This is a genomic window from Candidatus Pelagibacter sp. (assembly GCF_052049995.1).
In the GTDB taxonomy this organism is placed as follows: Bacteria; Pseudomonadota; Alphaproteobacteria; order Pelagibacterales; family Pelagibacteraceae; genus Pelagibacter.
This window is the reverse complement of sequence record NZ_JBNGYX010000003.1, coordinates 19,700-34,424: the sequence shown is the minus strand read 5'-3', so window position 1 is coordinate 34,424 and position 14,725 is coordinate 19,700. Positions and strand designations below refer to the sequence as shown.

13 protein-coding genes are annotated in these 14,725 nt (G+C 26.6%); all 13 read left to right on the top strand.

What is annotated here, in order from left to right:
* The 13 genes from proS (at position 1) to fabZ (ending at position 14,690) form a co-directional block, all read left to right on the top strand.
* On the top strand, positions 1-1,335 hold the full coding sequence (proS, locus tag ACTT9Y_RS03415; RefSeq protein ID WP_440933017.1) for a proline--tRNA ligase: 1,335 nt from the start codon (positions 1-3) through the stop codon (positions 1,333-1,335).
* On the top strand, positions 1,332-2,564 hold the full coding sequence (locus tag ACTT9Y_RS03410; protein WP_440933016.1) for a lipoprotein-releasing ABC transporter permease subunit: 1,233 nt from the start codon (positions 1,332-1,334) through the stop codon (positions 2,562-2,564). The genes proS and ACTT9Y_RS03410 overlap by 4 nt, the downstream gene beginning before the upstream one ends.
* On the top strand, positions 2,557-3,234 hold the full coding sequence (locus ACTT9Y_RS03405) for an ABC transporter ATP-binding protein (RefSeq protein ID WP_440933015.1): 678 nt from the start codon (positions 2,557-2,559) through the stop codon (positions 3,232-3,234). The genes ACTT9Y_RS03410 and ACTT9Y_RS03405 overlap by 8 nt, the downstream gene beginning before the upstream one ends.
* Positions 3,227-6,643 carry a DNA polymerase III subunit alpha gene (dnaE, locus tag ACTT9Y_RS03400; protein WP_440933014.1) on the top strand — a complete coding sequence of 1,139 codons (3,417 nt, stop codon included), beginning with the start codon at positions 3,227-3,229 and terminating at the stop codon, positions 6,641-6,643. Before ACTT9Y_RS03405 ends, dnaE begins: the two co-directional genes overlap by 8 nt.
* A gap of 130 nt (positions 6,644-6,773) precedes the next feature.
* Positions 6,774-7,583: a 30S ribosomal protein S2 gene (gene rpsB, locus ACTT9Y_RS03395; protein ID WP_440933013.1), complete on the top strand. Its 810-nt coding sequence runs from the start codon at positions 6,774-6,776 to the stop codon at positions 7,581-7,583.
* Complete coding sequence (gene tsf / locus ACTT9Y_RS03390) at positions 7,583-8,434, top strand: translation elongation factor Ts (protein WP_440933012.1); 852 nt, start codon at positions 7,583-7,585, stop codon at positions 8,432-8,434. The genes rpsB and tsf overlap by 1 nt, the downstream gene beginning before the upstream one ends.
* Complete coding sequence (frr, locus tag ACTT9Y_RS03385; RefSeq protein ID WP_440933011.1) at positions 8,435-8,986, top strand: ribosome recycling factor; 552 nt, start codon at positions 8,435-8,437, stop codon at positions 8,984-8,986.
* Positions 8,983-9,657: a polyprenyl diphosphate synthase gene (uppS, locus tag ACTT9Y_RS03380; RefSeq protein ID WP_440933010.1), complete on the top strand. Its 675-nt coding sequence runs from the start codon at positions 8,983-8,985 to the stop codon at positions 9,655-9,657. Before frr ends, uppS begins: the two co-directional genes overlap by 4 nt.
* Positions 9,657-10,307 carry a phosphatidate cytidylyltransferase gene (locus ACTT9Y_RS03375; RefSeq protein WP_440933009.1) on the top strand — a complete coding sequence of 217 codons (651 nt, stop codon included), beginning with the start codon at positions 9,657-9,659 and terminating at the stop codon, positions 10,305-10,307. The genes uppS and ACTT9Y_RS03375 overlap by 1 nt, the downstream gene beginning before the upstream one ends.
* A 1-nt stretch (position 10,308) precedes the next feature.
* The gene (locus ACTT9Y_RS03370) at positions 10,309-11,475 is read left to right on the top strand and encodes a 1-deoxy-D-xylulose-5-phosphate reductoisomerase (protein WP_440933008.1); all 1,167 of its coding nucleotides are present in this window, start codon (positions 10,309-10,311) and stop codon (positions 11,473-11,475) included.
* A 13-nt stretch (positions 11,476-11,488) separates the two neighbouring features.
* Entirely contained in the window at positions 11,489-13,729 is a 2,241-nt protein-coding gene (gene bamA, locus ACTT9Y_RS03365; RefSeq protein WP_440933007.1) for an outer membrane protein assembly factor BamA, read from the top strand.
* Positions 13,729-14,244 carry an OmpH family outer membrane protein gene (locus ACTT9Y_RS03360; RefSeq protein WP_440933006.1) on the top strand — a complete coding sequence of 172 codons (516 nt, stop codon included), beginning with the start codon at positions 13,729-13,731 and terminating at the stop codon, positions 14,242-14,244. The genes bamA and ACTT9Y_RS03360 overlap by 1 nt, the downstream gene beginning before the upstream one ends.
* Positions 14,244-14,690, top strand: a complete 447-nt coding sequence (gene fabZ / locus ACTT9Y_RS03355; RefSeq protein ID WP_440933005.1) for a 3-hydroxyacyl-ACP dehydratase FabZ — start codon at positions 14,244-14,246, stop codon at positions 14,688-14,690. The genes ACTT9Y_RS03360 and fabZ overlap by 1 nt, the downstream gene beginning before the upstream one ends.
* Positions 14,691-14,725: the final 35 nt, after the last annotated feature.

Below are 14,725 nucleotides of genomic sequence, written 5' to 3'. Positions count from 1 at the left end.
ATGCTTTTATCAAATTCATTTATACCAATATTAAAAAATAATCCTTCAGAAGCAAAAATTAAATCTCATCAATTGATGTTGAGAGTAGGCATGATTAAGCAAGCCTCTGCAGGAATTTATTCATGGTTACCTTTAGGTTTTAAGGTAATGAAAAAAATAGAGTACATTGTAAGACAAGAACAAAATAAAATTGGAGCTCAAGAAATATTAATGCCAACAATTCAATCCAGCGAAATTTGGAAAGAAAGTGGTCGGTATGACGATTATGGTGAAGAAATGTTAAGAATAACTGACCGTCAAAATAGAGAAATGTTATATGGACCAACCAATGAGGAGCAAATTACTGAAATTTTTAGATCTTCAATAAAATCTTATAAATCACTCCCGCAACTTATGTATCATATTCAATGGAAGTTCAGGGATGAAATTAGACCTAGATTTGGAATTATGCGTGGTAGAGAGTTTTATATGAAAGATGCATATTCATTTGATGTATCAGATGAAGAAGCTTTTTATTCTTATAATAAATTCTTTCTTTCTTATTTAAGAACATTTAAAAGATTAACTTTGACAGCAATACCTATGGCTGCTGATACAGGACCTATAGGTGGAAACTTATCTCATGAATTTATTATTCTCGCTGATACTGGAGAAAGTAAAATTTTCACTGATAAAAGAATATTCGATCTTGATAGCGATGATACAGAAATAGAAAAAGTATCATTAGAAAGTATGAGAAAAAAATATGAACAGTTTTACGCCGTAACTGATGAAAAGTTTAATAAAGAAGAGTTTGAAAAAATTGTTTCTAAGGAAAATCAATTGATTACAAAAGGTATCGAAGTAGGTCATATATTTTATTTTGGTGACAAGTATTCAAAACCAATGGAAGCATCTGTTGATTTACCGGGAGGAAAGAAAGATTTTGTAAAAATGGGTTCTTATGGAATTGGTGTATCAAGGTTAGTAGGGGCTATAATTGAGGCTAAATATGATGATAAAAATGAAATCATGAAATGGCCATTGTCTGTTGCTCCTTATGATATTGCTTTAATACCTATGATAAATAAAAATGACACCTCAGCTTTAGATAAAGCAAATAATATCAATATAGAATTAATCAAAAATAATATTGATGCGATCATTGATGATACAGATGAGAATTTCTCATCAAAAATTAAAAAAATGAATTTAATTGGTGCCCCATATCAAATTATTATTGGTAAGAAAAGTGAAGGTGATTTATTAGAGTTCAAGGAAATCGGTGGTGAAACTCAAAATTTACCATTAAGTAAAATTATAGAAATTATAACTAAACAAAAAAATTCAATTTGATTTCTACTTTAGAAAAAGAAATTACTTTTAGATTTTTAAAAGCCAGAAAAAAAGATGGCTTTTTGAATGTTATATCTATTTTTTCTTTTATAGGAATAAGTCTTGGAGTTGCGGTTCTTATTATTGTGATGTCTGTTATGAATGGATTTAGGACTGAGCTGATAAATAAAATAGTCGGCTTTAATTCACACATAACTGTAAAAACTTATGGAAATCCAATTGATGAAAAAAAAATAAATAAAAAAAATTTAAAATTAATTTCAAAAAATATTATTTTAAGTAACTCTGGTGAAGCTATTATACTAAAAAACGATACATCAAAAGGTATAGTATTACGTGGATATAAAACAAATGACTTTCCAAGTTTAGAAATTGTCAAAAATGAAAATTTTAAAGGTAATAAAAATCAACTAAATAGAAACTATATTTCTATAGGCAATGAATTAAGTTTTTCTTTAGATCTAAAAATAGGTGATGAATTAACTTTACTTTCACCATCAGGAGTAGAAACAATTATTGGTAGTATGCCAAAACAAAAAACCTTTTTGGTAACATCAATTTACAATAGTGGTTTGGCTGAGTTTGATAATAATATCGCATTTATTAACTTAAGTACTCTTGAGGATTTTTTTGACTATAAGTCAGAGGATAGAAATTTAGAAATTTATTTAAAAAACCCAAATAAAATTGATCAGCAAAAATTTATTGTCCAAGAAATTTTTGATGAAGAATTTGTTGTAAGTTGGGCTGATATGAATAGTTCATTATTTTCTGCCTTGAAAGTAGAAAGAAATGTAATGTTTATTATCTTATCTTTAATAATTATTGTGGCAGCCTTTAATATAATTTCTGGGTTAACAATTTTAGTTAAAAACAAAACAAGAGATATCGCAATTTTAAAGTCAATTGGTGTGTTAAATAAATCAATTGTAAAAATATTTTTTTTAGTAGGTGTAATAATAGGAACATCAGCTACTATTTTTGGAATTTTTTTAGGTGTAATGTTTTCTCTTTATATAGAGAATTTTAGACAATTTCTTAGCTCAACATTTAATATAAGTTTATTTCCAGAAGAAATTTATTTTTTAAGCAAGATGCCTTCAGAAATAGATCCAACATCAATTTTTTTAATATCAATTTGTTCAATAATTATAACAATAATAGTTTCAATTTTTCCTGCCTTTAAAGCAGCGAAACTGGACCCAATTAAATCTTTAAAATATGAATAATTTTCTCGAATTAAAAAAAATATTTAAAACTTTTAAAACTGAAAAAACAGTTAAAGTATTAAAAAATCTTTCTCAAAAATTTGATAAAGGTAAAAGCTATTCCATAATGGGGCCATCTGGGTCAGGTAAATCAACTTTATTAAATTTAATTTCATTGATCGATAGACCATCATCTGGATCAATCCATTTTGATAAAATTCCTATAAATTTCAATGAATCTGAAAAAAATGATGTTTATAGATCCAAAAAAATAGGAATTGTTTATCAACAAAATAATCTTCTCCCAGATTTTACTGCTTTAGAAAATATATATTTGGCCTCACTTGCAATTAATGACAATAAAGAATTAGCAATATCTAATGCAGAAAAATTACTCAAAAAAATTGGTCTTTCTAAGAGGGCAGATCATTTTCCATCTCAACTATCAGGTGGTGAGGCTCAAAGAGTTGCTATAGCAAGAGCAATTGTAAATGACCCTGAAATTATTTTAGCAGATGAACCGACTGGAAGTTTGGATATGGAAACAGCAAAAGATGTTTTTGAACTTTTATATAAACAAAAAAGGTCGAATAGACTTATTATATTTGCAACTCATAATAGATTCTTTGCTAATAAGGCAGATTGCCTATTGGAGATGATAGATGGTAGTATAAAATCATCGAATGTCTGAGTCTCATTCTCAAAATTTCAATCATCTCAAAATTCATACTCAATATTCTATTTGCGAAGGAGCAGCTAGAATTGATGATTTACAAGAATATTCTAAGAAAAATAAAATAAAATCGCTTGGTTTGTGTGACACTTCAAATTTATGTGGAGCGCTTGAATTTGCTGAAAAGATCGCAAAGTCTGGAACTCAACCAATAATCGGAACTCAAATTAATTTTAAAATCGGAGAAACAATAGGTTTACTCCCTTTGTTTGCTCTTAATGAAGTTGGGTATAAAAACATAATAGAACTCTCATCTTTATCCTATTTAAAAAACGATGAATTGTCTGATCCACATTTAGATTTTGAATTATTATTAAATAACTCTGATGGTGTAGCTGTATTTTCAGGAACTGTTTTTGGTTTGTTTGGTAAATTATTTGATAAAGGAAAGTTTAGTGAAATTGATGAACTTTATAATAAAATTAAAAATGTTTTTGGTGACAGATTTTACTTAGAGATTCAAAGACATAATGATCAAAATGAAATTGGATTTGAAAAATTTAATTTAAAAAAATCTTTAGATTTGGAAATACCTATTATTGCAACTAATGAAGTTTTTTATTTAGGTAAAGAAATGCACGAAGCCCATGATGCTTTAATTTGTATAGGTAACAAGACATATGTAAATGAAAAAAATAGGTTAAGATTAACAAATCAGCATTATCTAAAGACCAATTCAGAGATGTCAGAATTATTTGCTGACTTACCTGAAGCTTTAGAAAATAATTATAATTTTCCATTAAGATGTAGCTATAGACCATTATTTTCTAACCCAATATTACCTAATATTAGTAGCGATAAAGATGGAAATGCAGATGAAATCTTAAAAAAAGATTCAATAGAAGGATTAAAAATTAAATTCAATAAGATTTTTAATTTTAGTGATAAAGATTTAGAAAATAACAATTCATATAAAGAATATAAGGACAGGCTAAATCATGAACTTTCTATTATTATAGAAATGAAATATTCTAGTTATTTCCTCATAGTTGCTGACTACATAAAATGGGCTAAAAATAATGATATCCCTGTAGGTCCTGGAAGAGGTTCAGGTGCTGGTTCGTTAGTAGCTTGGTGTTTGTCAATTACAGATGTTGATCCAATAAAATTTAATCTTATTTTTGAAAGATTTTTAAATCCAGATAGAATTTCAATGCCAGATTTTGATATAGACTTTTGTGAAGATAAAAGAGATCAAGTTTTTGAATATTTAACGACAAAATATAAAGATAGCGTAGCTCACATTATAACATTTGGTAAATTAAAAGCCCGAATGGTAATTAGAGACGTTGGAAGAGTTTTGGGATTAGCATATGGATTTGTTGACAGTATATCTAAAATGATACCTTTTGATCCATCTAGACCGCAAAATTTAACTCAGTGCATTGCTGGAGAACCACGATTACAAAAACTTATTAATGAAGATTCAAGGGTAAAGAAACTTACTGATCTATCTTTAAAACTAGAAGGTCTTAACAGAAACGTTGCTACTCACGCAGCCGGAGTAGTAATAGCAGATAAAAAACTTACTGAGGTTGTACCTTTGTATAAGGATGTTTCTGCAGATCTATTATTACCATCTACTCAATTCGATATGTACTCAGCAGAAAATGCAGGTTTAGTAAAATTCGATTTTTTGGGCCTTAAAACACTTACTATAATTAACAATACCCAAAAAATCGTAAGAAAAAAAATTAAAGATTTTGATATAGAAAAAATTAATTATGAAGATCAAAAAGTATTTGATTTAATGTCCACCGGTAAAACAGTTGGTTTATTCCAAATTGAAAGTGCCGGTATGAGAGAAGCTTTAATTCAAATGAAGCCAAATCATATTGAAGATATTATTGCCTTAGTTGCCCTATATAGACCAGGACCAATGAGCAATATTCCAACATATAATGATTGCAAACATGGAAAGCAAAAACCAGATTATTTACATCCACTTCTAGAGGATATTTTAAAACCAACATATGGTGTAATTATTTATCAAGAACAGGTAATGCAGATTGCTCAAAAACTTTCAGGATTTACAGCAGGACAAGCTGATCTTTTGAGAAGAGCAATGGGTAAAAAAAAAAGAGCAGAACTTGAAAAACAGAAACAAGGATTTATTGCTGGAGCTGTAAAAAATGGAATAGCAAAAGATGTTGCTGCTGGAATTTTCTTAAAAATAGAACCGTTTGCAGAATATGGTTTTAATAAAAGTCACGCTGCAGCATATGCAATTATTTCTTATCAAACTGCATTTTTAAAAACATATTATCCAAAAGAGTTCATTGCAGCATCAATGACTATGGATATATCTAATCAAAATAAACTAAGTGAATTTTATGAAGAATTAAAAAGATTAAATATTGAAGTTGTCCGTCCAGATATAAACGAGTGTTTTGCTGATTTTAGAACAATTGATAATAAATTTTATTATGCTTTGGGAGGAATTAAAGCTGTAGGTTATGAAGCAATATCAAATATAGTTGAGGAAAGAATTTTAAATGGAAAATTTGTGTCAATTCATGATTTTATAAATAGAGTAAATCCAAAAGATATAAATAAACTTCAATTAGAAGGTTTGGTTAAAGCTGGTGCATTTGATAATTTAAACCCAAATAGACAGGCTTTACATAATTCAATTCCAGGTATGATAGCTAAAAGTAAAAATATATTTGATAATAAATCCGCTAATCAAATTGATTTATTCTCAGAAGATGAAAGTACGCAGGATGATTTTTTAATAAAAACTGAAGATTGGAAATTTGAAGAAAGATTATCAAAAGAATTTGAATCAGTTGGTTTCTTTATTTCAGACCATCCGTTGAATCAATTTACAGAGATTTTTAATGATTATAAAATAACAGATTATTCAAGTTTAATTTCAAAAGAAGATTTAAAAAACGCTAACATAGCTGCAACACTGCTGAAGGTTCAAGAAAGAAAAACAGCAAAAGGAAATTCTTATGCTGTTTTAAAATTAACAGATTTATCAAGTGTATTTGAACTTTTTATTTTCTCTGATGTTTTAGAATTAAATAGAGAAATTTTGAAAGAAGGTAGCTCACTTGTTTTAACAATATTTAAAAATGTTTCTAATGATGAAAATCGACTAACTAGAATTAATGTGCAAAAAATAGCCTCACTTAAAAATTTATTTAACAGCCCTATAAACGAGGTTTCATTCCAGCTTAATTCTGAAGAACAGATTGAAAAAATTTCTACAATTTTGAATGATGAAGGCAAAACTATCGTAAATATTAATTTGGTCACTGAAGATAATATTCTTAAATTTAGATTAAAAAATGCACGTAAATTAGAAAGAAAATCTCTAAATCTCTTAAGAAATCAAGAAATACAGGCAATTATTAACTAAATAATCACTTGTTAAATTTAGTAAATATTTGTAAATAATCCCTAAATTAAATTAACACGCACACAGTTGTTGGTTTTATACCTCCGGTCCTTAATTGGAAATTACTGTGGTGGCTTAACCGGGAATAAATATGAAAATACCTAACGTTACAATACAACAATTATTAGAAGCAGGCGTTCATCTAGGACATAAAACTTTAAGATGGAACCCAAAAATGAAAAAATATATTTTTGGAAAAAGAGATTCTATTCATATTATAGATCTAACTCAAACTCTTGAATTAACAAAAGTAGCTTTGGAAAAAGTTTATGAAACTATTGCAAATAACGGAAAAATTTTATTTGTATCCACAAAAAAACAAGCTTCTGAAGCAATAGCTGAAGTAGCAAAAGAAACAGATCAGTACTTTGTTAATTATAGATGGCTTGGAGGGATGCTAACTAATTGGGGAACAATATCAAACTCAATAAAAAAATTAAAAAAATTAGAAACTGATTTAGTTGCAGAAAATAGAGGCTTTACTAAAAAAGAACTTTTAAAAATGAGTGTTAAAAAAGATAAACTTCAAAGATCTTTAGGTGGTATAGCTGAAATGAAAAAAGTTCCAGATTTAGTATTTGTTATAGACACAAATTATGAGTCTCTAGCTATTGCTGAATCTGCTAAATTGGGGATACCAATTATTGCCATTTTAGATAGTAATTCTAACCCAGATAATATTGATTACCCAATTCCAGGTAACGATGACGCGAGAAGAGCAATTGATCTTTATTGTAATTTAATAAAAGAAACTATCAACAGCGCTAAAAGCTCAATACCTGCAGTTGAGAAAAAAAAAGACAAAGTAAAAGACGATGATAAAACAAAAACTATTCAGGAATTAGATAGAGAAAAATTAGAAAAAAAATTTTCTAAAGATGACAAGGAGAAATTAAATTAATGAGTGATGTAGAAAAAGTAAAAAAACTTAGAGAAGCAACTGGTGCTGGTTTTAAAGATTGTAATTTAGCTATTAAAGAGTCAGATGGAGATTTAGACAAGGCAATTGAAATTTTAAGAGTTAAAGGTATTTCAAAAGCATCTAAAAAAATGTCTAGAGATGCGAAGGAAGGGGTTGTTGTAGTTAGTGGAGATGAAACCAAAACTTCAGTAATTGAAGTAAATTGTGAAACAGATTTTGTTGCAAAAAATGACGATTTTATTAACTTCGTCAAAGAGTTAAGTGAATTAAATAATCAAAATAATTCAAACATTGAAGATTTAAAGACTTCTAAAATGAAAAATGGACAAACAGTTGAGGACAATCTAGTAGCTTTAATTGCAAAAATTGGTGAAAAAATTACAATTGGTAAAGCTAAAACTATTCAAAATTCTGAAGGTGTAAACAACCATTATCTTCACACAGTTGTAAAGGATAATGTTGCAAAATTAGCTGTTATGGTTTCATTAGATACTAAAGATAATTCAGATATAGTTAAAACATTTAGTAAGCAACTGTCAATGCATATTGCAGCATCAAACCCACTAGCTTTAGAGTCTAGTTCAATTGATCAAGCTATTATTAACAAAGAGCAAGAGCTAGTTACTGAAGAGTTAAAAAACTCTGGTAAACCAGAGGATATTGCAAAAAAAATAAGCTTAGGTAAAATGAATAAATTTAAAGAGGAAAATTCTCTTTTAACTCAAGCTTGGGTTATGGAACCCAAGAAAAAAGTTCAAGATGTTTTAAAAGAACTTTCTATAGCTGATTTAAAAATAAAAGAGTTTTATAGAATAAAGATTGGAGAATAAATGTTTGATGAGAAATCATACAGCCTTAAAATGGATAAAGCCATTGAGGTTTTCTCTAAAGAACTATCTTCATTACGTACTGGTAGAGCAAATGCTTCTATGTTGGATCTAATTAAAGTTGATGTGTATGGACAACAAATGCCAATTAATCAAATTGGAAGTATAACGACCCCAGAACCAAGAATGATAAACATTCAAGTTTGGGATACTAATAATGTTCCATTAATAGACGCGGCCATTAAAAAATCAGACCTTGGACTCAATCCTCAAATAGACGGACAGCTAGTTAGATTGCCAATACCTGAACTTAATGAAGAAAGAAGAACTGAACTTAAAAAATTAATTAAATCCATAGGTGAAAAATGTAAAGTTGCAATTAGAAACATACGTAGAGAGGCTAACGAGGATCTCAAAAAACTTTTAAAATCAAAAGAAATTGGTGAAGATGAAGAAAAATCTTATGAAAAAAAAGTCCAAATAATTACTGATGATCATATAAAATCAGTTGATGAAAAAGTTTCTTTTAAAGAAAAAGAAATAATGACAATATGAACCCATTGAAACATGTGGCCATTATCATGGATGGTAATGGGAGATGGGGTATAAAACATAAAAATTCAAGAAATGCAGGTCATAAAGCTGGTTTAAACACTGTCGAAAAAATAATCAAAGAAACAATTAAAAAAAAAATAAGTTTTTTAACATTGTATGTTTTCTCAACTGAAAACTGGAAAAGACCTAAAGAAGAGGTAAATTATTTATTTAAATTATTAGAAAATTTTTTAATTTCTAGAATTGAAGATCTTCATGCACAAAATATCAAATTAAAAATAATTGGAATTAAAAATTTTTCAAAAAATCTTAATAAACTTTTGAAGTACTCTGAAAAGAAAACTTCCAAAAATACTTCTTTACAAATTAATTTAGCACTAAATTATGGATCAAAAACTGAAATCTTACATGCTTTGAAATTGATCTCTAAAAATAAAAAAAAAATTACAGAAAAAAATTTTATAAATTATTTACAAACTAAAAATATACCAGATCCAGATTTATTAATAAGGACAGGTAATACAAATAGGTTAAGTAACTTTTTATTATGGCAACTTGCTTATTCAGAAATTTTTTTTGAAAAAAAACTATGGCCGGCATTCAACGTAAAAGATTATAATAAAATTATTAAAAAATATAAAAAAATCAAACGAAATTATGGAAATATTTAATGTCTAAAGAATTTGAAAAAAGAATACTTAGTACAATAATTTTATTTCCACTAAGTTTTTTCATCATTTTAAAAGGATCCTTATTATTTAATTTGTTTTTATTAGTTTGTTTTACTATTACATCATTTGAGTGGCATCAGATGAGTAAAAAAAAAAAATATCATCCTATAGGATTTTTATTTTTATTTTTTTCTTTTTTTAGTGCTTATCATTTAAGAAATGATTTTAATGATCTAAGTTTAATAATTTTTTTGATAATCCTATTTACATGTATTTCTACAGACATAGGTGGTTATATTTTTGGAAATATTTTTAAAGGACCTAAATTAACCAAAATAAGTCCAAAAAAAACCTACTCAGGAATGATCGGAGGCTATATTTTGTCGATAATAACAATTTATATTTTTTTTAATTACTTATATTTGTATAATGACAGTCTTATACTGTTTACTGCTGAAACATTTTTAACTGTATTCTTAATATCAACTGTAAGTCAAATAGGTGATATTATAATCTCTTTTTTTAAAAGATTGTCTAAAATTAAGGATACTGGTAAATTAATACCTGGCCATGGTGGCTTACTTGACAGAATTGATGGGATGATTTTTGCTTTTCCATTTTCCTATATAATATTTTCACTTAGAATTTAAAATGAAAAAAAAAATTGTAATTTTAGGGTCAACTGGATCAATTGGAAAAACGTTATTAAATATTATTAGCAAAGATAAAAAAAATTTTGAAGTTGTTTTATTAACAGCTAATAAAAATCATAAACTATTGTTAAAACAAGCTAAAAAATTTAAAGTTAAGAAAGTTATACTTTCAGATAATCAAACATTTGAGAAATATAAATTTGATTTTTTAAAAAACAAAATAAAAATTTTTAATAACTTTAAAAACATTGATAAAATTTTAAAAACAAAAAAAATAGATTATACGATGAGCTCTATTGTTGGTGTGGACGGACTTTATCCAACAATTAGTCTGATTAAATTTTCAAAAACAATAGCTATTGCTAATAAAGAATCTATAATTTGTGCATGGAATTTAATTAAGAATGAACTTAATAAATACAAAACAAATTTTATACCTGTTGACTCGGAACATTTTTCTATTTGGTATTCAATAAATCACTATAAAAAAAAAAATATTGATAAAATTTATTTAACTGCCTCAGGTGGGCCATTATTAAATATAAAAAAAAAATTTTTTAAAAGTTTAAATGTAAAGCAGATAACAAAGCATCCCAATTGGAATATGGGAAAAAAGATTAGTGTCGATTCATCTACTTTAATGAATAAAGTACTAGAGGTGATAGAGGCTAAAAAAATATTTCAATTAGATTATGATCAAATATCTATTTTAATTCATCCAAAATCATACATACATGCATTAGTAAAATTTAATGATGGAATAATTAAATTAGTTGCTCATGATACTACAATGGAAATTCCAATTTTTAATACTATTTACGACAATGGTGAAATGAAATTGAAAAGTAAAAAGATAGATATAAATAAATTAAATAATTTAAATTTAAAAAAAGTAAATGTCATAAAATTTCCATTTGTTAAAATTTTAAAATATTTACCATCAAAAGACTCTTTATTTGAAACAGTATTAATCTCGATTAACGACGAATTGGTAAATTTATTCCTGAATAAAAAAATATCTTTCTTGGATATTACAAAAATTTTATTAAAAACCATTTTTTCTAAAGAATTTAAAAAATATAAATTTTTAAAGCCTAAAAATGTTAATGAGATAGTAAAACTAAACAAATATGTTCGTTTAAAAATTAATTCAATGTGTATATAAACCTAATATTGATATGCTTAAAAAAATCAATTTATTTGTAGTTATAATTTGTTTGTATTTTGGATTTTCTTCAAGCTCAAAATCATTTGAAGAAATAATTATAACTGGAAATGATAGAATTTCTAAACAGACCATAATAATGTTTTCAGGTATTGAAAAAATAAAACAAAGAGAAAATATTAATATAAATAAAATTTTAAAAAACCTCTATGAAACTAATTTTTTTGAAAATGTATCAGTATCTTTAGATGAAAAGAATCTTAAAATAGATGTGGTTGAATTTCCAATAATAGAAAAAATTGAATTTGATGGCGTTAAAGCAAAAAAAATAAAAAAACAACTTAATGATAATATTAAACTTAAAAGCAGATCTTCATACAATGAAATTTTAGTTTCAGAAGATATAAAATCTATTAAATTTCAATTAAGAAAAATTGGTTATTACTTTTCTAACGTAGAAGCAGTTATAGAAAATTTAGCCAATAAAAGAATTAATTTAATTTATAAAATTGAACTTGGAAATAAAGCAAAAATTAAAAAAATTACATTTATTGGGGATAAAATTTTCAAAGATGGGAAACTAAAAGGAATCATTGTAAGCGAAGAGTATAAATTTTGGAAATTTATATCAGGAAGAAAATTTTTAAATGAGGATGTTATAAAATTAGACAAAAGATTACTCAGAAATTTTTATTTAAATAAAGGTTTTTATAATGTTGAAATAAATTCATCCTTTGCAAAACTTATTAATGATGATGAGTTCGAGCTAGTTTACACCATCAATCCAAAAAGAAAAATTTATTTTAATAATTTAAAAATTAATTTACCAGATGATTTTGATATAACTAATTTTAAAGAATTGAATTATTTTCTGACAAGTTTAAAAGGAAAACCTTACTCATTAAATTCAGTCGAGAAGATTTTAAGCAAAATTGATAATATTACAATTCAAGAAGAGTATAAATCTGTAAAAGCTACCATTGATGAAAGTATTAGCAAAGATGAATTAGATATAAATTTCAATATACAAGAGACTGATAAATTTTTTGTAGAAAGAATAAATATTTATGGAAATAACGTCACACGAGAATCTGTAATTAGAAACGAACTAGAAATAGATGAAGGTGATCCTTTTAACGAAATTTTACAATCAAAGTCAGAAAATAATTTAAGAGGTCTAAATTTCTTTAGAAACGTTTCTTCAGAAATTTTAAAAGGCACAGCTAAAAATTCTAAAATTATAAACATTTCTGTAGAAGAAAAGCCAACAGGGGAAATTATGGCTGGTGCGGGACTTGGCAATGAAGGAGGAACATTTACAGTTGGTGTAAAAGAAAATAATTATCTAGGTAAAGGTCTTGCTGTAGAGGCAAATGGCACTGTAACACCTGAGACTTTTAAAGGTAAATTATCTGTAAGTGATCCTAATTATAAAAATTCTGATAAATCAATGTTTTTTAATGTTCAAGCGATAGAAATTGATCGGATAACTGATTTTGGTTATAAAGCACAAAAAACTGGTTTTGAATTAGGAACCGGTTTTGAATACTTCGAAGACTTATATCTTAATTTATCTACAAGATCATTTGTTGAAAAAATTGAAACTGACTCAACAGCTTCTGCTAGACAACAAAAACAAGAAGGAAATTATTGGGATACTTTTCTTAAATTTAGAATAAATTATGATAAGAGAAACCAAAGATTTAGACCAAGTGATGGATTTATATCTAATTTATCTGTAGACCTTCCTATTATTAGTGACACAAATACATTAACAAATTCCTATACCTATAAAGTATTTACTGATTTATATGAAAATAACATTACAAGTATGTCATTTTATGTTGAGGCTGCTAACTCAATAACAGGCGATGACATAAAATTATCTGAAAGACTTTTTATTCCTTCAAGAAAGTTAAGAGGTTTTGAAAGTGGTAAAATTGGACCAAAAGACGGAAATGATTTTATTGGAGGAAATTTTGCAACATCAATTAATTTTAATTCGACTTTACCTGTTATTTTTGAGAACGCTCAAAACTTAGATGCTTCAATATTTGTTGATGTAGCAAATCTTTGGGGAGTAGATTACGATTCTTCAATTGATGATTCAAATAAAATTAGAAGTTCAATTGGAATAGGTGTTGATTGGTTTTCTGTTGTAGGGCCTATTAATTTTTCTTTCACTGAAACTTTATCAAAAAAAACTACTGATGTGACAGAGTCTTTTAGGTTCAATATTGGAACAACATTCTAATGAAACATCTTAAATTTATTTTATTATTTATCTTATTTCTAAGTAGTGGATATACAGAAACAAAAGCACAACAAAATGTTGCTTTTGCAGATATAGATTTAATAATTAAAAGTACAAATGTAGGAAGATTGACCTTGGATAAAATAAATCAAGTAAATAATACAAATATCGAAAAACTTAAAAGCTTTGAAGAAGAAATTAAAAGTGAAGAAGATAAAATAAATAAAAAAAAAAATTTGATATCAAAAGAAGAATTTCAAAAAGAAATAAATCAACTTCGTATAAAGCTTAATGAATTTAATAAAAAAAAAAATATGATGTCTGATAGTTTTAAAACCGTTAAAAGTAAAGAATTGGAAAATCTTTTTAAAATCATTAATCCTGTTATTCAAAATTATATGAACGAAAATTCAGTACAAATTTTACTTAATAGCAAAAATATATTTATGGGTAAAAAAGAAATTGACTTAACTCAACAATTAATAGATGAAATAAATAAACAGGTTAAACAATAATGACAAAATTGAATAAAGATCAAATTATTGAGCTCCTACCTCATAGAGAGCCAATGCTTCTGATTGAAGAGCTTTATGATATAAAAAAACTAACTTCTGCAACAGCAGTTGTTAATGTAAAAAAAGACAGTTTTTTTGTTCAAGGGCATTTTCCAGACAATCCTGTTATGCCAGGTGTTCTAATAGTTGAGTCATTTGGTCAAGCAGCTGCAGCACTTACAGCCAATGGTTTAGATAAAGCTACCTATGAAAATAAATTAGTCTTCTTAATGGGTGTGGAAAAAGCTCGATTTAGAAATCCTGTCATACCTGACTGTGAACTAATTCTTAAAATTGAAGCAATTAGATCTCATGGTAAAGTGTGGAAGTACAAAGGAGAAGCTTTTGTTAATGATAAGAAAATGGCTGATGCAATTTGGTCAGCTACGATTGTAGACAAGAAATAAATAGCAATAAATATTGATAACTTATTTAAAATTGC